This is a genomic window from Petrocella sp. (genome assembly GCF_059865615.1).
Map to the genome: position 1 here is coordinate 1 of NZ_JCBCDA010000021.1, position 20,347 is coordinate 20,347.

At 36.9% G+C, this 20,347-nt stretch carries 19 protein-coding genes; 11 read left to right on the plus strand and 8 right to left on the minus strand.

Features of this window, described 5'->3' with window-relative positions; genetic code table 11:
* Positions 1-381: 381 nt before the first annotated feature.
* The 5 genes from AC6F8J_RS02375 to AC6F8J_RS02395 all read left to right on the plus strand — a co-directional run bounded on the left by AC6F8J_RS02375 (position 382) and on the right by AC6F8J_RS02395 (position 4,648).
* Positions 382-1,368: a rod shape-determining protein gene (locus AC6F8J_RS02375; protein WP_125137389.1), complete on the plus strand. Its 987-nt coding sequence runs from the start codon at positions 382-384 to the stop codon at positions 1,366-1,368.
* A 34-nt stretch (positions 1,369-1,402) separates the two neighbouring features.
* On the plus strand, positions 1,403-2,248 hold the full coding sequence (locus AC6F8J_RS02380; RefSeq protein WP_500720657.1) for an HDOD domain-containing protein: 846 nt from the start codon (positions 1,403-1,405) through the stop codon (positions 2,246-2,248).
* A gap of 403 nt (positions 2,249-2,651) precedes the next feature.
* Entirely contained in the window at positions 2,652-3,041 is a 390-nt protein-coding gene (locus AC6F8J_RS02385) for a DUF302 domain-containing protein (RefSeq protein ID WP_500720659.1), read from the plus strand.
* Between the two features lie 14 nt (positions 3,042-3,055).
* The gene (locus tag AC6F8J_RS02390; RefSeq protein WP_500720661.1) at positions 3,056-4,291 is read left to right on the plus strand and encodes a DUF815 domain-containing protein; all 1,236 of its coding nucleotides are present in this window, start codon (positions 3,056-3,058) and stop codon (positions 4,289-4,291) included.
* 15 nt (positions 4,292-4,306) lie between these two features.
* A complete protein-coding gene (locus AC6F8J_RS02395) occupies positions 4,307-4,648 on the plus strand; it encodes a hypothetical protein (protein ID WP_500720663.1) in 342 nt (113 codons plus the stop codon).
* On the opposite strand, the gene AC6F8J_RS02400 is transcribed toward AC6F8J_RS02395, so the two are convergent.
* Entirely contained in the window at positions 4,626-4,982 is a 357-nt protein-coding gene (locus tag AC6F8J_RS02400) for a hypothetical protein (protein WP_275842648.1), read from the minus strand. The two genes, AC6F8J_RS02395 and AC6F8J_RS02400, sit on opposite strands and share 23 nt — an antisense overlap.
* A gap of 128 nt (positions 4,983-5,110) precedes the next feature.
* Here AC6F8J_RS02400 and pfkB point away from each other — a divergent pair, with 128 nt between their 5' ends.
* Positions 5,111-6,040 (plus strand): 1-phosphofructokinase, encoded by a 930-nt coding sequence (gene pfkB, locus AC6F8J_RS02405; protein WP_500720665.1) that lies wholly within the window; start codon positions 5,111-5,113, stop codon positions 6,038-6,040.
* A 4-nt stretch (positions 6,041-6,044) separates the two neighbouring features.
* Here pfkB and AC6F8J_RS02410 read toward each other — a convergent pair whose 3' ends face one another.
* Entirely contained in the window at positions 6,045-6,749 is a 705-nt protein-coding gene (locus AC6F8J_RS02410) for a methyltransferase domain-containing protein (protein ID WP_500720667.1), read from the minus strand.
* Positions 6,750-6,923: 174 nt separating this feature from the next.
* Between AC6F8J_RS02410 and AC6F8J_RS02415 the strand changes: the two genes are divergently transcribed.
* Entirely contained in the window at positions 6,924-9,026 is a 2,103-nt protein-coding gene (locus AC6F8J_RS02415) for a heavy metal translocating P-type ATPase (RefSeq protein ID WP_500720669.1), read from the plus strand.
* A gap of 98 nt (positions 9,027-9,124) precedes the next feature.
* Here the strand turns inward: AC6F8J_RS02415 and AC6F8J_RS02420 are convergent, their stop codons facing one another.
* From AC6F8J_RS02420 to AC6F8J_RS02430, 3 genes are all read right to left on the minus strand, one after another.
* Entirely contained in the window at positions 9,125-10,774 is a 1,650-nt protein-coding gene (locus tag AC6F8J_RS02420; RefSeq protein WP_500720671.1) for a 5'-nucleotidase C-terminal domain-containing protein, read from the minus strand.
* Between the two features lie 281 nt (positions 10,775-11,055).
* A complete protein-coding gene (locus tag AC6F8J_RS02425; protein ID WP_500720673.1) occupies positions 11,056-12,099 on the minus strand; it encodes a radical SAM protein in 1,044 nt (347 codons plus the stop codon).
* Positions 12,096-12,806 (minus strand): DUF6873 family GME fold protein, encoded by a 711-nt coding sequence (locus AC6F8J_RS02430; RefSeq protein WP_500720675.1) that lies wholly within the window; start codon positions 12,804-12,806, stop codon positions 12,096-12,098. Before AC6F8J_RS02430 ends, AC6F8J_RS02425 begins: the two co-directional genes overlap by 4 nt.
* A 206-nt stretch (positions 12,807-13,012) precedes the next feature.
* Between AC6F8J_RS02430 and AC6F8J_RS02435 the strand changes: the two genes are divergently transcribed.
* The 3 genes from AC6F8J_RS02435 (at position 13,013) to AC6F8J_RS02445 (ending at position 16,376) form a co-directional block, all read left to right on the plus strand.
* Positions 13,013-14,098, plus strand: coding sequence for a PfkB family carbohydrate kinase (locus AC6F8J_RS02435; RefSeq protein ID WP_500720677.1), 1,086 nt, complete (start codon positions 13,013-13,015; stop codon positions 14,096-14,098).
* A 3-nt stretch (positions 14,099-14,101) separates the two neighbouring features.
* Complete coding sequence (locus tag AC6F8J_RS02440; RefSeq protein ID WP_500720679.1) at positions 14,102-15,019, plus strand: pseudouridine-5'-phosphate glycosidase; 918 nt, start codon at positions 14,102-14,104, stop codon at positions 15,017-15,019.
* A 265-nt stretch (positions 15,020-15,284) separates the two neighbouring features.
* Complete coding sequence (locus AC6F8J_RS02445; protein ID WP_500720681.1) at positions 15,285-16,376, plus strand: hypothetical protein; 1,092 nt, start codon at positions 15,285-15,287, stop codon at positions 16,374-16,376.
* A gap of 94 nt (positions 16,377-16,470) precedes the next feature.
* Here AC6F8J_RS02445 and AC6F8J_RS02450 read toward each other — a convergent pair whose 3' ends face one another.
* The 3 genes from AC6F8J_RS02450 to AC6F8J_RS02460 form a co-directional block, all read right to left on the minus strand.
* Positions 16,471-17,655: an anaerobic nitric oxide reductase flavorubredoxin gene (locus AC6F8J_RS02450; RefSeq protein ID WP_500720683.1), complete on the minus strand. Its 1,185-nt coding sequence runs from the start codon at positions 17,653-17,655 to the stop codon at positions 16,471-16,473.
* 14 nt (positions 17,656-17,669) lie between these two features.
* A complete protein-coding gene (gene ric, locus AC6F8J_RS02455) occupies positions 17,670-18,347 on the minus strand; it encodes an iron-sulfur cluster repair di-iron protein (RefSeq protein ID WP_500720685.1) in 678 nt (225 codons plus the stop codon).
* Positions 18,348-18,486: 139 nt separating this feature from the next.
* Positions 18,487-18,636, minus strand: a complete 150-nt coding sequence (locus AC6F8J_RS02460; protein ID WP_500720687.1) for a 4Fe-4S binding protein — start codon at positions 18,634-18,636, stop codon at positions 18,487-18,489.
* A gap of 529 nt (positions 18,637-19,165) precedes the next feature.
* On the opposite strand from AC6F8J_RS02460, the gene AC6F8J_RS02465 reads away from it, so the two are divergent.
* The coding region (locus AC6F8J_RS02465) for a CRISPR-associated endonuclease Cas3'' (protein ID WP_500720689.1) at positions 19,166-20,347 on the plus strand (1,182 nt) is incomplete at its 3' end.

A 20,347-nucleotide genomic window follows, 5' to 3' on the forward strand; every position in this document is an offset into this window, starting at 1 on the left:
CTGAAAAACACACCAGTTGACCTTTCAAAAGCTCAATAATTTAGGGACTGCTAATGCAGTCCCTTTGAAATAATTAAGAAATGTCAGGTTATAAATAGTGTTAAAGGGTCAAAACTAAGTTTCACTAAATTCGCCTACCATATGTAGATTACGTTGATACATTCATAACTACATATGGTAGGTGAAAGTTCAACTATATAGTTTTGACGCCTTAACCATATATTGTATGTGAAAATGTAAGGATATAGTTTTGACCACATAAGCAAATATAATATTTAAAAAAGCTTTCAAAAATACTTTTTTTTAGTTATAATATAGAAGATATCGTCGTCATTGAACTTGAGAATAGCTCAAGTAGAGATAAATGGAAGGGGAACAAATATGTTTAGTACAGATATAGGAATTGATCTTGGTACCGCAAATGTTCTGGTTTATATTAAAGGTAAAGGCGTGGTTTTAAGAGAACCATCTGTTGTTGCTTTTGATCGTGATACAAATAAAATCTTGGCTGTAGGAAATGAAGCTAGAACCATGCTTGGTAGAACGCCGGGCAACATAATAGCGGTTAAGCCACTTAGAGAAGGTGTAATCTCGGATTACACTGTAACAGAAAAAATGCTGAAGTATTTTATAAGTAAAGCGGTCGGACGAAAACTTAGAAAACCGCGTATAACAGTTTGTGTTCCAAGTGGTGTGACAGAAGTGGAAAAAAGAGCTGTTGAAGACGCAACCTATCAAGCGGGTGCTAGGAAAGTTGAAATCATAGAAGAACCTATAGCAGCAGCGATTGGAGCAGGCATTGATATTTCTAAAGCCTGTGGTAGCATGGTTGTGGATATTGGTGGGGGTACAGCAGATATTGCGGTTATTTCTCTTGGAGGAACGGTTGTCAGTATGTCTATCAAGATTGCCGGTGATGTTTTTGATGAAGCGATTGTTAGGTATATGCGGAAAAAACATAATTTATTAATTGGTGAACGTACAGCAGAAGAAATAAAGATTAAAATAGGAACCGCTTTCAAAAGACCGGAAATTATTCAAATGGATATTCGTGGTCGTAACCTAATTACCGGTTTACCAAAAACCATAACCGTTACATCGGATGAAACAGAAGAAGCATTAAGGGAAGCCGCAGGAAACATTGTGGAAGCGGTGCATAGTGTTCTTGAAAAAACACCACCTGAGCTTGCATCTGATATTGCCGAAAGAGGTATAGTGATGACCGGTGGCGGTAGTTTACTTCAAGGCCTTGACCAATTAATTGAGAGTAAGACCGGTATCAATGTTATTGTGGCGGAGGATGCCCTAACTTGTGTAGCAATTGGTACAGGCAAGTATGTAGAATATTTGGCTAGCCATAAAAGATAAATTATTCTAGCATATCCTCGTAAGGAGGCCCTAAATGAAGAAACTGAGTCTGGAAGAATTGATCAGTCGGGTGGATGAGATTCCTGTATTTTCTCAGACAGTGAACCGTATCATCCAGATAACGGAGGATCCTAAGTCAAGCGCAAAAGAACTTGAAAATGAAATCATGAAAGACCAAGGCTTAACAACAAAAATATTACGCTTGGCCAATTCATCTTATTATGGTGTGTCAAGAAATATTAAGTCTGTTTCTGAGGCAACAGTGTTGTTGGGTTTTCAGGCTATAAAAAGTATGGTTTTTGCATCAACTGTGGGTAAGGTAATGGAAAAAGAGTTGCCTGGATACGCACTTGAACGAGAAGCATTATGGCGTCAGTCTCAGATGTGTGCCATAACGGCAAGAGCCATTGCAAAAAAAGTCAAGTTTCCTAAGCCAGATCAGGCTTATACGGCTGGTTTACTTAGAGATATTGGGAAGGTCATCTTAGATACTTATATGAATGACCAGTTTGAACAGATCATTCAAGAAGTTGAGTTGCATAATAAATCATTTCTTGAAGTGGAAACGGAAGTTTTGGGCTATAATCATAGTGAAGTAGGTGCAAGGATTGCTGAAAAGTGGAATTTACCCCAAGACTTAATAGAATCTATAGCATGCCATCACAACCCGGAGAAAGCAATCGTTAATCCCAAGATGACGGCAATGATACATATTGCAGATGGTCTGATGATGATGATGGGCTATAACATAGGAATCGATGGGCTGAATTATAACTTCTCTGACGATGCCATGACATTACTTGGTATCGATGAATTGGTACTTACGGAGACTATGTCTGAAGTTGCGGATTTTATTGGTGATGAAGGTATGTTTTTTTAAACCTACAATATTGTAAAGGTAGCAGGAGAGAGGTCAACATGTCCTTAACCTATGCTATCTTTTTTTAATTCTCTAGGAAAGTCCCACTCTAGCATTCAGCTTTAAAATATAGCTGAATTTAGAGTAGGACTTTCTTTTCGAACCGTTCAGAAATATGAGCAGAGCCCATAACGAAGCGGAGCTTCTTTTCTTACCTGGAACATAACTTGTTGTATGGGTTTGTTTGTTATATAATAATATCAAGGTTAAGGCGTCAAAACTATATAGTTGAACTTTTACATAACATGCTATGTGAATTTAGTGAAACTTAGTTTTGACCCTTTAACTATATTAAGAATGACTACCAAAAAATCAAATCTACAGAAGGTTTATCTGAAAATGATCCAAGAAAGGGAGCGTTCAAATGGATATTAGATATGAAGTTGTAACCAATCTAACTAAAACAGAAGTAAGAAGTAAACTTGAAAAGTCACTTAAAGAAGAAGGTTTCGGTATTCTCTGGGAATTGAACATGAAAGACAAACTTCAGGAAAAAGGGCTGGAGTTTGACAGAGATTTTGTTGTATTAGAAGTGTGTAATCCAATAGCGGCAAAAAAAGTTTTGGATATTGATATAAGTGCCGGTTACTTTTTGCCATGTAAAATGGCCATTTATGAAGAAAAGGGAAACCAGGTACTGGGTTTGATACTGCCAACGACCTTAATTGCTTTGCAGGAAAATCCGGCTTTAAAATCACTTGCAGAGGAAGTTGAAGAAGCACTAATTCGTGCCATTAACAATGTGGTGAAATAAAGGAGGCCAACCTTATGTCCCATCAACTTAAGAATCTAGTTATCTACTCCAAGTTGGAGAAGGATTCAATTGTATGTAATTATTATAATCTAATAACTAAAAAAGACTATAATGAACGACAGAAATCGTACTTTAACTTGGTTAAAGACTTGGTGCAATATGGCAAAACGCTTATGGAGCATATCATGCTGCTGATGATAGAATCTGAAAATCACATTATTTCTAAACTGATTGATGAGAATTATCAATTAACCGAGTTTGATTATGCTTGTATTAAAAATGATTTGATGATTATCAATTGGTTGATTCACTATGATGTTGACCAAGCCATTCATGATATAGATAATCAACATGGTCTACTAACATTTCTATTGAGTAAAAATAGTCAGTATAGTCAGGTGAATTGTTATTTGGATTTTCTTAAGACTGTAAGAGACAAGCCTATTTTTCACCAACAGTGTGACGAGTTTGTGGCTATGATAAGAAGTCAAGGAACAGGAAGATTTTCAAGTCATGTGGCTTATTATTTGACGACGAACAATACAATTATGCCTATAGAAAAATATGAACCACTAAAATGGTCTTATATATATGATTACGACATCCAAAAAGAAAGGCTAAAGAACAATACAGAAGCGTTTGTGAAAAGTAAATTTTATCACCATGCTTTATTGGTGGGTGCAAGCGGTACCGGTAAGTCATCATCAATTAAGGCGATTGTGGATTTGTATAAAGATAGGCGGTTAAGATTGATTCAGCTCCATAAAGGTCAACTTAGCCAACTGCCGAGTTTGATTGAAGAGCTTAAGACCTCTAATTTAAAGTTTATCATTTTTATTGATGATTTATCTTTTGAGGTCAATGAAGATGAATATAAATTTCTAAAATCTTTTATAGAAGGTGGCGTTCTAAATGAAACAAACAATGTAGCTTTCTATGTAACATCAAATAGAAGGCATCTAATTAAAGAAGTAAGATCAGATCGTGAAGGTGATATACACTTACAAGACTTTATTCAAGAAATGACATCTCTATCAGATCGCTTTGGCCTGTATCTTACTTTCGAGTCATTAACTCAAAAGGCTTATTTGGAAATGGTTTTTAAGATGATTCAAGAAGAGAAGTTAGAGTATAACCGAAAGTGGGTCGAAGGAGAAGCGAAGAAATGGAGTATACGTCAGGGAGGTATGTCCGGCAGGGTGGCCAATCAGTTCGTAAAACAGTTACATATGATGGGTGAAGACCTATAATAAAGGAGGCTGAACATGGCAAAAGCAAAGCTTAGTTATGATCAAATTGCTGAAAAAATGGTACAAAAATATGAAGATGTTCATCATGGTAAAATGATGTCATCTCCTGCGCTTGTTCACAATAATAAAGTGTTTGCGTTTTATTATGGGGATAGTATGGTATTTAAGCTAGGTAAAAGTTACGACATTAGACAACACGGCGAGATCAAATATGAAGCTTTGAATCCTTTTAAGAACAAAGCCCCTATGTTGGCTTGGTTCGTTATAGGCTTTGATGAAGTCAACCATTGGGACAATCTGGCGGAAGCCGCATACAAAATTATGAAAGAAAGACTTACCGCTGACCTGAAAGTTTAAGCAATCCCTCACCGAAGGCTTGTGCTGTAAGATGATAATTGAAACCCAGTTGTATGGTCAAGCCTTCAATCATTCCGTTTTTATCTTTGGTATCAAGACCAATGAGCTCTCCGGCACCGATGTAAGCCTGGGACTTGGTTTTGTATCGATGGTATCCTGTAATCTCAGTCATAGAATCAATAGCTTCGGCAAAAACTAAGCCGTCTTGGCTGATGATTATAAGATGAATGAATGAAAGGCTTTTTACGGTCATTTCGATGACTAAGTAGTTGCCTTTTCTTTTTGCACTTTCATCATTTAACTTAATAAAACCGGACTTATATGCTTTAATCATAAAGAACTCCTTTTCAGCTGAGTCTGCTAAAGTAAAAACGAAGTAGCTTATTATATTTATCGGGTTAGTAGCCTATGGACTTTAACATATAAACCAATATTAGCTCATTACAAAACAGGAGGTATATTATGATAACAACAATTACCCTTAATCCGGCATTAGATAGAACGATTCATATTAATAGTATTAATTATGGTGAAGTAAACCGCGTTAGTGAGATTAGAGAAGATCTTGGAGGCAAAGGGATTAATGTAGGACGTATTTTATCCGGATTTACTTTACCAACGATGAACATGACCATACTCGGCCAATCGAATCAGCATGAAATTCTTGAGTATTTTAAAAAAGATCAAATGGCTGTTAACTTTATAGAGGTTCCAGGTCACACAAGAACCAATATAAAGATTGTTGAGAAAAACCTAAACAGAACGACAGACTTAAATGAATCAGGGCTGAGTGTTGACTTGAATAGTTATGAAGGATTCTTAGAGAAATTGGACGCCGTTGCTATGAAAAGTGAATATCTTGTTATGAGCGGAAGTCTGCCGGAAGGCCTAGCTCAAGATACATATAAACATATTGCAAATCGCTATGGTAAACAAGTCAAAATAGTAATGGATGCTGACGATGATGTACTAAGGGAAGGTTTGAAAGGTGAACCCTATCTTATTAAACCCAATATTCACGAACTTGAAAACGCATTAGGTCGTAAGCTGGAGAACGATGAAGAGATTATAAAAGCAGCCAGGGAAATCATAAGGATGTATAAAACGACATATGTACTTGTTTCTATGGGTTCAAAAGGCAGTCTTTTAGTGTCGGCAGAAGAAGCTTATCGCGGTGGTACCATAGATGTTGACATTATCAGTACGGTAGGTGCCGGTGATGCTATGTTAGCGGGGTTTATCTATGGCCTGTGTAGGAAGAAATCATTACATGATTGCTTGGCTATTGCTACAGCTTGTAGTGCTCTAACAATCTCAGTTGAAGGTTATCCGAGATTAGACTTGGATGATGTGTACGATAGGGCTAGACAGGTAACGGTTACAAAGTTGTAAAGCTTTACTTCCTAGCCTCTATAATGTTATATATTTGATCACCTTCAGGCTTGTTTCTCTTAAAATCACGGTAAAGTTCAATTTTTGTAAAACCGGCTTCTTTTAAAAGAAACTGAAGTTGTTCATAACGCACGGGGAAAAGGGGTATACAGTTTTTCTCGACTTCACCATTATGGATTAACTCGGTATAACACTCCATACATTGTTGCTCAAGACATTGGTGTCTTTTTAAGATAAGATCATCCACTTGAATAACAGGTAGTTCTAATATACCTTTGGAGAGGACAAGATCATAATTAACGACCTCACATTTAAAAATGCCCTTATCTTTAAGAACGCTAGACATTTCTTTGAAAAATTGTCGAACCGCCATTTCATTAGGTAAATGCGCAAGGGTATTATCAAAGCAAAGAATTTGGTCAAAGGCAGCAACTTCAAAATGTTGTTTGAGATCTAACATGTCAAGGGAATGGAAAGTAGGGCCATCATCATGTAGTCCTTTAGCGTGATCAATAATTTGTTTGTCTATGTCGATTCCGACAACTTCGTGACCTAGGTGGTATAGTGCGTGGCAAAGAGCACCGGTAGCACAACCGATATCGAGTATTTTCTGCGCTGGGTAAGAGCCTGTATTAACAAAATCAAGTTTATCTTGGTCTAAAGGAAACAATTGATCGTAAAAATGTATGATATTCTTGTAATAGGACATAGTAACCTCCTTATATACTTTCAAAAGGGTCGAATTGGTATCTTTTTTCATTATACCACAAATGTAAAAAAAGGATAAAGGATATAATTTGTTGATTGACGAATTATATGTTTGGCTGTATAATATCAATATATGAACAAGTATACATATGTCAAGATTATACAGGAGGCTATTATGAGTCATGAATATATTCTAGAAGGTTTAAATTGTCATAGTTGTGCTATGAAAATTGAAGATGAAGTAAGTAGACTTTCAGAAATTAATCAAGCACATCTTAATTTTGCAACTCAAACCATTACTATTGAGACTTTGGCTCTTGATCTTGATTTATTGCCGATTTTACAAAAAAAAGTGGATCAAATTGAAAGTGGTATAAAAGTTATAAAAAAGGATCCTATAACTAGGGGCCTTAATCAAGCATCAGTATCATGGAAGGATAGACATATATGGATAAGGCTTATCATAGGTTCATTGTTCTTTGCTGCCGGATTGTTTTTGGAACAAACATTAATAGTAGAGTTCTCCATCTACCTAATAGCTTATTTGACCATTGGCGGTGATGTACTTATCCTTGCCGGGCGAAATATTATGAAGGGTAAGGTTTTTGATGAGAATTTTCTAATGTCAGTAGCTACCCTTGGCGCCTTTGCAATTGCCGAGTTCCCTGAAGCTGTGACGGTTATGTTATTCTATCAGATTGGTGAACGGTTTCAAGATATGGCTGTTCACAGATCCAGAAAATCTATTGCAGATCTTATGGATATACGACCAGATGTTGCGTGGGTAAGTGATAAAGCAGAGCTCATTCAAGTCATGGCCGATACACTTATGGTGAATGATCGAATATGGGTTAAAGCAGGTGAAAGAGTTCCACTAGATGGTATTCTTGTTAAAGGTTCTGCTATGTTAGATACGTCTGCTTTAACGGGTGAGTCAGTGCCACGTAAAGTATCAGAAGGTGACACAGTATTATCCGGGTCGGTTAATACTAACGGGCTCATCGAAATTAGTGTCACGAAGATTTTTGGCGAATCAACAGTATCCAAAATTCTTAATTTAGTTGAAAACGCTACAAGTAAAAAAGCAGAAACAGAAAAATTCATTACTATATTTGCCAAATATTATACACCGATTGTCGTCTATTTAGCATTAGCATTGGCTTTTTTACCACCTCTAATTATGGAAGGTGAGGACTTTAGAACTTGGGTTCATAGAGCCTTGATTTTCTTGGTTGTGTCATGCCCATGTGCCTTAGTGATTTCAATCCCCTTAGGTTTTTTTGGTGGTGTTGGCGGGGCTTCTAAACATGGTATTTTGATCAAAGGTAGTAATTACCTAGAAGGGCTTAACCAAGTAACAACGGTAGTCTTTGATAAAACAGGAACACTTACAAAAGGTGTTTTCAAAGTGACACAGATAGCTCCGGTAAATACTACAGAAAACGAAGTGATCAAGTTAGGCGCCTATGCAGAATACTATTCAAACCATCCTATAGGTAAATCGATTATAAAAGCCTATGGTATGGCTGTGGATGCGGAGAAAATTAGTGACTTTGAAGAAATAGCAGGTAAAGGTATAAGCATAAATCTATCAGGAAATAAGATTCTTGCAGGTAACCATCAGCTAATGATAGATTACGGTATAGAAGTCGTATCTGCAGATCACTTAGGAACCTTGGTGCATATAGCAAAAGAAGGTATATACATGGGATATATCATCATATCAGATGAGATTAAAGCAGATAGTAAGAAGACGATTACAGATTTAAGAGCCAGAGGTATTAGCAGAATCGTAATGCTAACAGGCGATTTACCATCTGTAGCTTATAAAATAGGCTCTTTATTAGGAATGGATGAAGTCTATGCTGGCCTATTGCCCCATGAAAAAGTGGAAGTATTTGAAGATATCATTAAAGAACAGAAAAAAGGCAAGACATTATTTGTAGGTGATGGTATTAATGACGCACCTGTTCTTGCCAGAGCAGACATTGGTGTTGCTATGGGCGGTATTGGCTCAGATGCAGCTATAGAGGCAGCAGATATTGTGCTTATGACAGACGAACCCTATAAACTTGTGGATGGGATCGTTATTGCAAATAGAACAAAAGCCATTGTTTGGCAGAATATTGCTTTTGCTATGGGTGTCAAGTTGATTGTGTTGGTTTTAGGCGCAGGAGGACTAGCAAGTATGTGGGAAGCTGTATTTGCCGATGTAGGTGTTGCTCTTATTGCTATTATTAATGCAATGCGCATCATTAAGAACCCTATAGGATCATAAAAGCATGAATGGGTAAAAAAGTAGGCAAAGGGACCGTCGATAACGACGGTCCCTTTGCCTACTTCAGTAAGAAATCTTATGTTGGAATTGTTGAATCCTTAATTACTTGGAATGAGAATTTTGTTGCCTGGATAGATGAGATGTGGATTTTTTAACTGATTGAACTCAGATAATTCTTGCCAAGTGAAACCATAAGTTTTAGCAATTCTCCATAATACATCACCAGATTGAACGACATATACAGCGGGTACTTCAACAATTGGAGGTGTAACCACAGGTGGTACAATGACTGGTGGAACAACAACAGGTTCTTCAGTTTCAACTAAAGCGATGGTTCTAATTCTACCTTCAACCATAGGTGAAACGGTTCCAAGCTCTGCAATATAGTTTATTAAGGCTTGGTCCATTGCAACGAAATCTGTAATGGTTTCAGCTGTTACGAACATTGACATTTCATCACCGCCAGCAGCCAAAAAGTCATTTGTTGCCATAACATAATATTGATCAAGAACAAGAGGTTGTTCTTTAATCATGACATCGCTAACCCGTTCGCCTTCGGCTTGATTAGGGTCTATTGTATAAGTGAGTCCAGAGACGTGTGCTAATTTTCCGGCAGGCTCGGGATAAGCAGAAGAAGCAATCTCTAAAGCTTTCATAATATCATGACCTAACATTTTCTTTGTAACAACTACATTTCCAAAGGGTAGGACTGTAATAATATCACCTTTTGTAATATCACCTTCTTCAATAGAAGTTCTGATACCACCACCGTTTGTAAATGCGAAATCAGCACCAGTAGCCCAAACCATAGAATCTGTAATTAAATTACCTAAGTTTGTTTCATGTACACGTACCATTTCACGAGCGCCATCTAAATGAACAGTAGTATTACCTACAACTTCAGATAAGAGTGTGCCTTGTGTTTCGTAGATTTCATTTATCAAAGCTAAAACTGTTGGGTCTGGCTCGTAGTTAACAAGCGCGTCCTCTTTCTTAATTAGACTTGCAGTTAATGATTTATCACCGGCAGCACTAATTGTGATTTCCACAACACCAAGATTTTTGTTATAATCTTGGGCCATTGCAATTAAAGTATTGTTAACCATCAGACCATTTTCGTAAGTTTCATGGCTGTGACCATCAATAATTAAGTCAATGCCGTCGACACCTTCTGCAACACCTTTACTTGTTTCGTTATTAAGACTACTGTCATCATTGCCCAAATGAGACAAAGCGATTAAAACATCGACTTGAGGACCTAATTCGTCCACCATTTTTTGCGCTGATAGGATAGGATTAATGAAATCGAGGCCTTCGGTACCTGCAGGATGACTTTTATATAATGTTTCCGGCGTTGTAAGACCAAAAACGCCTATTTTATAATCACCAATTTCATAAATCTTATAGGGCTGTAAAAAATAATCACCAGTATCTTTAACGATTACATTAGCAGCAATCATAGGGAAACTAGCCAGTTCGTTTAGTTCAAGCAATCTTTCTTTTCCATAATTAAAGTCATGATTACCAGGAACAAATAGATCATAGCCAATTGCATTCATTAATTTAACGTAGCTTTCCCCACGATCTAGTGTTGCCACTGGCATACCATGTAAAGCATCACCAGAATCAAATAAAAGTACATTATCGTGTTCATCGCGATAGCTATTTGCGATAGCGGCAATTAGATCTAAGCCCATGCCATCAAATCTGTCTTCCTTAACGCGGCCGTGCATGTCATTCGTATGCAAAATGTAAATAACATTATCTTCTGCATGTGCATCTGCGAAGATAGTTACTGACCCAAAACTCGAAAAAATAAGAGTTAATGCCATCAGTACCGTTAAAAACTTTTGACTTCTTTTTTCAAACCTCATAAGTTTGGTACCTCCTTTTAATAAATGATTAGACACGTTATTATGTCGTTACATATAATTCTAGCACTTTGGTTTTGAATTGTAAATTGATTATGAACAAATTATGAAAAAAATTTGATTAAAATAAAGTTTGAAGTAGACATACAATAAGCATGTTATTCTGTGTGGTGTAAAATACCATGATTATAGCCATTATGATAAGTACTTCCAATCTTAAGAACATGTTTTGGTAAGTTGGCATTTTGGCTAATATTAATAACTGGATCATGATTGGACCAAATAGAAAGATGTCTTTTTTTGTGTCCCACCAAAGCTTGATAGAGCCTATGATTTGCTTCTATATAAATAGATGTCTTCATATCCTTTACATATTCAAGTATGTAGTTTACAAGACGTTTTTCTTCAATAAGTTGACTAAGTGCAGGATGAAAAGGTCCGGCTACAACATCCTGTCCTAATTGAATCTCCTGTGTTGTTTGCAAACCAATGCGTAGAACTTTGATACCCGCGGCTTCAAATTGTGGAAGGATATTAAGACATAGATCAATGGTTGTTTTCAAGTCCCAAGGGGTATAGAGGCCCTCTTGATATATAGTCGCTAGTTCAGTATCTTTTATAACCAATGTGGGATAGATGCGCACCATGTCAGGTTCTAATCCGATAATTTGATCAGCTGTATAGCGAGATAATGCCACCGTATCTTTCGGCAAACCAAGCATCATCTGAAGACCTAATTCAAATGGGTAAGAACGAATCAGTTTGCAGGCGTTAATGACATCTTCAGCAGTGTGACCGCGTTTTGAAGCTTGAAGAACATCATTAGACATGGATTGGACACCAAGTTCAATACCAATAACTGGATAATGACGTAACAAGTCCAATATTTCTTTAGTGATCATATCCGGTCTTGTGGATAATCTTATGCCATTAAGGTCGTACTTGTGAATATATTCTGTCGCCAGTTCCAGATATGATTTTTGTTCTTCTATAGGAATACCTGTAAAACTACCGCCGAAGAAAGCAATCTCAATGTTATGAACACCCTTTGCTGTAGATAGATACATTTCAATCCCCTTTCGGATTTGATGTTTATTAAAACTGGTTTTATAACCGGATATCTTTTTCTGATTACAGAAGATGCAATCATGAGGACAGCCATGATGAGGCACAAAGATAGGGATGTTCATATGTTTTTTCATAAATGATCTCCTTCATATACAAGAATAGAACCGATATCTTGAAGTGGCATACCATCAACTTGAAAGATGGTGCAGCCTTGTTTCCTGATGAAAGTTTCAATGTTTTGGTGATCTGGATGTGTGGTCAAATCACCGTTAAAATATAGGGTGCTATGGATTTGACCGGCGGTGCCGCCTATAAAACCATAAGCATGATGCTCTAGTCTGACAAAAGCCGATTGTATTTTCAACAGCTTTAAGGTAGTCGTTTTGCAAGCATTTATAATACCTTCATCGGCGGTAATGAGTGCTTGATCTGCTATAGGGAGAGCGGCGCATCTGACATAGCCTTGTTTGATATTAATCCATTTTCTAGAGCTGGCATCAATATGTTTTTTCAGTTTACTAGCGGTGATGGATGTTGGATGAAGAAAATATTTAGAGAAGGACAAGGCATTCAAGTGAGCGGATTTAGGATACACAGCTTCTAAATCTTCTTCAATGACACGTACATCAATCCCTAATGTACTTAATCGTTTATAGAGCACATCTGAGATTGAGCGGGATAAGAAGATAATCTGATCTACAATATGAACGTGTAAGTCTACGTGATTCTCCACACCTGGATATAAATGACTGGTCTTTGGGATTGTTATCACTTCACCTAATGCTTGAAGTTGTTTTATTAAGGAAGGATAGGCGTTGTCGGCAATAAAAATTAAACGCAAGTAACTCACCTCTTTTGTCAAATTTGGATATATGAACCACTCAAGAAGACCTACTATGATTATAATGTGAAAACGATACTAATATCAATAGCGTATTATGAACTTAATGTCCTATAAGTATTTAGACTTATGGAGCTTGTCATGAGGAGTCAAACATGGTAAACTAATCATATATAAGTGATACTAACAAATGTTTAGGAGGCACTATGACAGAACGAGAACGAGAAGTGTTTGATTTAATTGAAAAAGACCCCATGATTTCTCAAGCTGAACTGGCAGCAATGCTTGGCATTACCCGTGCATCAGTTGGAGTTCATATCAGTAATTTGATGAAAAAAGGCTTCATTAAAGGCAAAGGTTATATCACCAATACCGAACATCCTATTACGGTCATAGGTGGTGCCAATGTTGATTATCAAGGCAAAGCAAATCATGCTATAATCATGGCAGATTCTAACCCGGGGAAAATCAACCACGCTCTAGGCGGTGTGGGTAGAAATATTGCTGAAAATCTGTCCATGTTAGAAGTTCCTGTAAGGTTAATAACAGCTATGGGTGGAGATGCTGAAGCTTCAATGGTACGTGAGAACGCCGTTTTACGAGGTATTGACATAGAAGACAGTCTTTTACTTGCAAATGAACGCACATCGACATATCTCTATATTTTGGATCATCAGGGAGATATGGTCACGGCTGTATCTGATATGTCCATAACAAGTAGGCTGAATGAGGACTTTTTGAAGACGAAGCTGATGAAAGTTGATAAAAGTGCATATACTGTAATCGATGCCAATCTTCCAGAGGCGAGCATTCATTTTTTAGTACGGCATTTACAGAACACGAAGCTCATTTTTGATACTGTATCAACGACCAAGGCCCTCAGAGGCAAAGGGGTATTGGAGGGTTTCTATGGCATTAAACCTAATCTTATTGAAGCGGAAGTTTTACTGGATAGAAAGATTTTCACCAATAAGGACATCGAGTCGGCAGGGCAAGCCTTTCTTGATATGGGTATAAAAAAGGTATTTATTACTTTAGGTAAAAAAGGCGTGTATTTTACAGATAGAGAACATAGCTTTTTTAGAAACTCAAAAGTATCAAAGGTTGTAAATGTGACAGGTGCCGGAGATGCATTTACAGCGGCTATGGTATATGGTTTGCAACATCAGCTCAAGGGCATAGAGTTTGTAGATTTTTGTTTGGGTGCATCTGGAATAACAGTTATGAGCAAAGATACCATTGCAAGAAACCTATGTGTTGATAACATTAAACAAATGATAAAGGAGACTTAAGAGATGAATAGATATTTGGAAATAAGTAAAGAAATTGAAGAGGCCCTTGAAATGAATAAACCAGTTGTAGCTCTTGAATCTACAATTATTTCACATGGTATGCCCTATCCGCAAAATGTGGAAACGGCATTGAAAGTTGAGGAGATTGTCAGAGAAAATGGAGCTGTACCGGCAACCATAGCCATTATTGATGGCAAACTCAAGGTAGGTTTATCCAAAGATGAAATAGAATATCTGGGTAAAAAAGGACTCGAGGTTATTAAATGTAGTCGCCGGGATTTACCGGTTGTTGTTGCAAAAAAACAAGACGGTGCAACGACGGTTGCGACAACCATGGTTATCGCAGAAATGGCGGGTATTAAAGTGTTTGCAACAGGTGGTATAGGTGGTGTCCATAGAGGCGCAAGTGAAACTTTTGATATATCAGCAGATCTAATGGAGTTGGCTCAAACAAATGTTGCGGTAGTTTGTGCAGGTATCAAGTCTATTCTGGATATAGGGCTCACCTTGGAATACTTAGAGACTCAAGGTGTTACGGTTATAGGATACGAGACAGAACATCTACCGGCCTTTTATTTGCGAGATAGTGGGTTTAATGTTGATGTTCGAGTGGATTCACCGGAAGAAGTTGCGGCTATGATGGAGGCAAAATGGTCCATGAAGCTTTGTGGTGGTTTTGTAATTGGTAATCCGGTCCCTGAGGCTTATGAAGAAGACAAAGAACAAATAACATCAGCAATAGAACAAGCTCTAGATGAATTAAATAAGCAAGGTATTAAGGGAAAAGATTCAACACCGTTTCTGTTAGCGAAAGTCAAGGAATTAACCCATGGTGAGAGTCTCGAAACAAACATCCAGTTGGTTTACAACAATGCAAGAGTGGCTTCGGGAATTGCTAAGGCCTTTACCAAAGCTTTATAAAATAGAGAAGGGTACTGTTTTATACATGTGAAACGAAGACTTATACTTCTTTTTCTGATCACTTCAAAAACGATTAAAACATACATGAGATAAAAGATATAGAAAAGCCATGAACCATATGTCTCACTACAAATATAGAGACGAATGAGATATAATATGGGTCAAGAAATCGTGTATGTTACTCAATCGTATGACTATTATAAACGAAATGTAACATATATGTGATAGTATGAAGTCGATAAGATCAAGGAATCGGGAGGTTCACATGAAAAAATGGATAAGCATTGGGTTACTTGGAATGTTGCTACTTGCATCATCATGTAATAAAAATGATGTTGATATAGATGAAGAAGTGCCGGAACAATCAATCATAGAAGAAGAATCAGAGGCGCAAAATCCTCTTGACTTAGAAGTAGATCATTCAGAAAGCGAACAAGATTCTGAAGACGAGGATTTGACTCAGGCGCAGTTGATGCGCGATCGGTTTGTAGCATTTTTATTTACCGGTCCGGATATCATAGAGGTTAAGACTTATATTGATGAAAACATCCGAAATGCTCAGATATCTTTAGCAGACGACATGTTAGCAGAACTGATTGTTAGAGGAGAAGTGGGTCTAGTCCAGCAGATGGAATTGCTTTTTGAAGAGGATATGATGGGTATTCATGCTTATTTATTTGATATATATGAGAAAAATACGGATCGTTTTACCAATGGTTATGTCTTCTTAGGAAATGAGAAAAATATATTATTAGCTCTAATGGATAATGCGTCCTATAAGCGTAGTTTGCAAATACTATTTGACCAAGGCTATGGACTCTATAGTGCAGAAGGGAATTTTTATCCGACAGTGGACTATTTATTCTATCTAGAAAAATATGGCATATATCTTGGCGAGATGACCAAGTCCTACTTGAGCATCTTGTCGGAATTTGTAATTGAGCCTACAACAATTGAAGAGTATTTGGCGATATCGCCGGAAGCATTAAAAGAAAGAGCCTACCGTTCAGAAAAATTTTTAAAGGATTATCCAAGCGCCCCAATTGAATATAAAAGGAATATCAGTCAGAATCTGACCATTTGTTTATGGAAGCTATCTAGCCCCAACATATTTGATGGTATGTTGGATGAAGATTTTACAGTCTCAGCGCCCACCCAACACGCTTATGATGATATTCTAAAAGAGAGAAAGACACCGGTAGTTACATTCACCGTACAATCCGTCACAGATTGGATTAATACCCAAGAAGGTGGGGTCCTCGGTAGCTATGAAGATATGGATCGTCTTTATAACCGGACCAATGAGATTTTTAATGCATCACAGGAAATGATGCAAAGTTTATACCCTGTCGATTAGGACGAAAAATAATCACCATGTCCGGCAAGTTATACAATGCCTTGGACAGGTGATTATTATATTTTATTTAAGACACTTTACTACAATTATTACTTTATAGTTTATTAGCAAGTTGTGTACCATAGTCACGGCATAGTTTGAGTGCATTTTCATCCGGTTTCCAAAGAACACCAAGGCCGTCTTCAAGAACATCAAAGCCACAATCTTCAAGGGCCTTTTTCATGAGTTTGGGAGATTCACCACTCCAACCATAGCTGCCAAAGCCAGCGGCTTTTTTATTTTTAAAGTTCAAACCTTTTATCATTTCAAGGGTTGAAGCCATTGCAGATAATATACCTTTATTGATTGTAGAAGAACCTGCCACGACAAGTTTAGCCTTAAAGACTTCAGAAATCACATCATTTTTATCGGCTGTACCCACATTATAAAGCTTAATATTGAGTGTCGGATCTACGGACTTAATGCCTTCGGTAATGGCTTCAGCCATTTTTTTAGTCGCGTCCCACATGGTATCGTAGATGACCGTTACTTGATGTTCTTGGTAATTGTCAGCCCATACTAGATACTTCTCGACAATTTGTGAGGGATTTTCTCTCCAGATAACACCATGAGCTGGACAAATCATATCTACAGGTACATTAAAGCCTAGAACCTCGTGAATTTTTTTCGTGACCAAAGGGCTAAAAGGTGTTAATATGTTTGCATAATATTTAAGAGCTTCTTGATAGAGTTCAGCTTGATCTACTAGATCGTTATACATAAACTCGGAAGCGTAGTGCTGTCCGAAGGCATCATTACTAAAGAGAATTTCATCCTTGGTATAATACTCAAACATATTATCTGGCCAGTGAAGCATAGGTGCTTCGATAAATATAAGCTTTCCTTCTCCAAGATCTAAAGTATCACCGGTGTTTACTTGGATAAAGTTCCAGTCCTGATGGTAGTGACCCTTAAGAGACTTAATTCCGTTGGCTGTACAGTAGATGGGCGTGCCTGGGATTTCCTTCATAAGTTCAGGAAGACCACCACTATGGTCAACCTCGGCATGATTGGCTATAATATAGTCAATCTTTTTCAGGTCAATAACCTTTTTGAGATTCGTAATAAATTCCTCATCAAAAGGTTGCCACACGGTATCAATCAGTGCAGTTTTTTCATCTTTAATCAAATAGGAATTATAAGAAGAACCTCTGTGAGTTGAGTACTCTTCACCGTGGAATTTCTTTAATTCCCAATCTATCTTTCCTACCCATGTAATGCGATCATTAATTTTGAACATTTTTATGCTCCTTTCTATACAAATCTTTTAAATAAGACATTGTTTTCTGTATGTACGTGCATGTACATATCTGCCACCAAAGCTTTTAGTTTTTCGTAAACCATGTGATACGTGCTGCATGCATCTTTAGGTAATTTGAAATGCTTGGTTAAGTCTGTGAGTTCATGAAGGGCGTCGCCCGCTTCATCATGTTCTGCTTCAAGTTCTTCAATGAGTTCTTTGCAATTAAGGTCATTTGCTATGAGTCTAGGGAAAAGTTGAACTTCCTCTTTGACGAGGTGTCCTTCTAATTCGGTCTTTAATTTGCCAAACAATTTGTGAATCTCAAATAATTCCGGGTGACGTTCGCCGTGGACCATCAAGACCTTAAACATTAAATCAGAAACAATGGGTAGCTCAGCCTTAAGATAAGTATGATGCTCTTGAATGACTCTGTCAATGAGCTGACTGGTGGAGAAATCTGAAAGCTTCATATGAGATGTATTAACAGTGTAATCCGACGCGACCTCTATAGCTTTCTCTGCATCGAGGATTAAGGCATCCATATCAGGTGCATCTCTTTCAATAGCTTCTTTAACAGTTCGGTCACCACCACAACAGAAATCCACGCCGTGGTCCATGTATACTTTTACAAGTTCAGGGTGAAGGGTTACGCTTTCACCGATGGTCTGCTCAATGTCTAGTTTTTGCATTTTAATCTTCCTCCTTAGTATCTACCTAATATTGTTTTCTCTTGTCTTTATAGTAGCATTCAAAAAGAGGATGGAATGTGATATACATCACAAAATAGAAGAATAAAAGAAGAATATATAGAAGAAACAGACGTGAAAACTAATATATCCAATACCTATACTGTTTTTTCACCTTTGAATGGATCAGTACGGTTATTGCTTTTTGAGGACATAGATTCACACATCGATAACATAAAGTACACGCACCGGATTGAGTGAGTTGATTGTTTGCCGATCTCCTCGTATTCAAATCTACCTAATGTATCCTATAGTATTAATATATGGTTAAGGCGTCAAAACTATATAGTTGAACTTTCACCTACCATATGTAGTTATGAATGTATCAACGTAATCTACATATGGTAGGCGAATTTAGTGAAACTTAGTTTTGACCCTTTAACCATATATAAATCATTTCATTCACAGATGCATTATGAGTTTTGCAGGGTATAATTTTCGACTACATTTATTATACCAATAAAAAACACTCAATTCTAGTTTTAGAATTGAGTGTTTTGATAAAGCGCGAAACGAGATTCGAACATTCCTCGTAACCTACAAAGCCTATAGAAAGGGGACTGCCAGCACGTCTTTTTCTTATGGACTCAAGAGGGGACTCAATAGATGACTCAGAAAAATATAAAACACACACTAATATTGCCTTGTAGATATGCAATTAGAATGTTAGACTTATATTGAGGCGAGATATTAGAACTAAATAATTAAAATTAATTTTTTTCATGAGATAATTGAAAATTTTAATGCAGGGAGGGGTCTATATGTATATAGCTCATAAAAGAGAAGACGATAGCCAACAATTATTATTGCAACACTTATTGAGTACGGCAAACTATGCTTCAAGTTTTGCAAAAAGCTTTAACAATGAAGAATATGCATATATCATTGGCCTATTACATGATTTAGGCAAATATTCTGAGGCATTCCAAAATAGAATTTTAAATAATGGTAGTAAATGTGACCACTCAACAGCTGGTGCAATAATTATGTATGAGATGAAGCCCTTTGGTATCATCTGTTCATATTGCATTGCAGGTCATCATAGTGGGCTACAAAATTATGGTAGTAGAATTGATGAGTTACATGAAGGTACATTAATGTCTAGAATGAAATCTAAAAATCATATCCCAGACTATTCAAACTATGAATCAGAAATAAATATTAGTAACTATAAAATGCTAGTAATACCGAATATTAAACCTCTTGGAAAAGGGGGCTATTCGTTATCTTTTCTTATAAGAATGCTTTATTCAGCATTGGTTGATGCAGACTTTTTGGATACTGAAAAATTCATGAATGATGATAAAGTGGACAGGTCAGTCATTTATGATTTTATAGGCTATCAAAAGAAACTTATCAGTGAAATTGATAGGTTTAATTGTGATGGCATGATCAACACTAAACGCCGTGAAATATTGAGTAATTGTATTAAAAAATCAGAGTTAGATAAAGGATTATTTTCACTTACAGTGCCAACCGGTGGTGGTAAGACTTTGTCCTCTATGGCATTTGCAATCCAACATTTGATAAAACATAAAATGGATCGAATCATATATGTGATACCCTATACATCAATTATAGAACAGAATGCCAAAGTCTTTAAAAATATATTTGGTGAAAGTGCTGTGTTAGAACATCATTCCAATTTTGACTTTGAGCATACCGAGAACAGTAAAGACAATTTGGACAACAAATTGTATCTAGCCACCGAAAATTGGGACGCTCCGATTATTGTGACGACAAATGTACAGTTTTTTGAATCACTTTATGGAAACAGATCCTCGAAATGTAGGAAACTGCATAATATAGCTAATAGCGTTATAATTTTTGATGAAGTACAGATGCTTCCGGAAGAATACCTAACACCATGTATCATGGGTATTGCTGAATTGGTAGCTAATTGCAATTCTACGGCTGTATTGTGCAGTGCAACTCAGCCAACG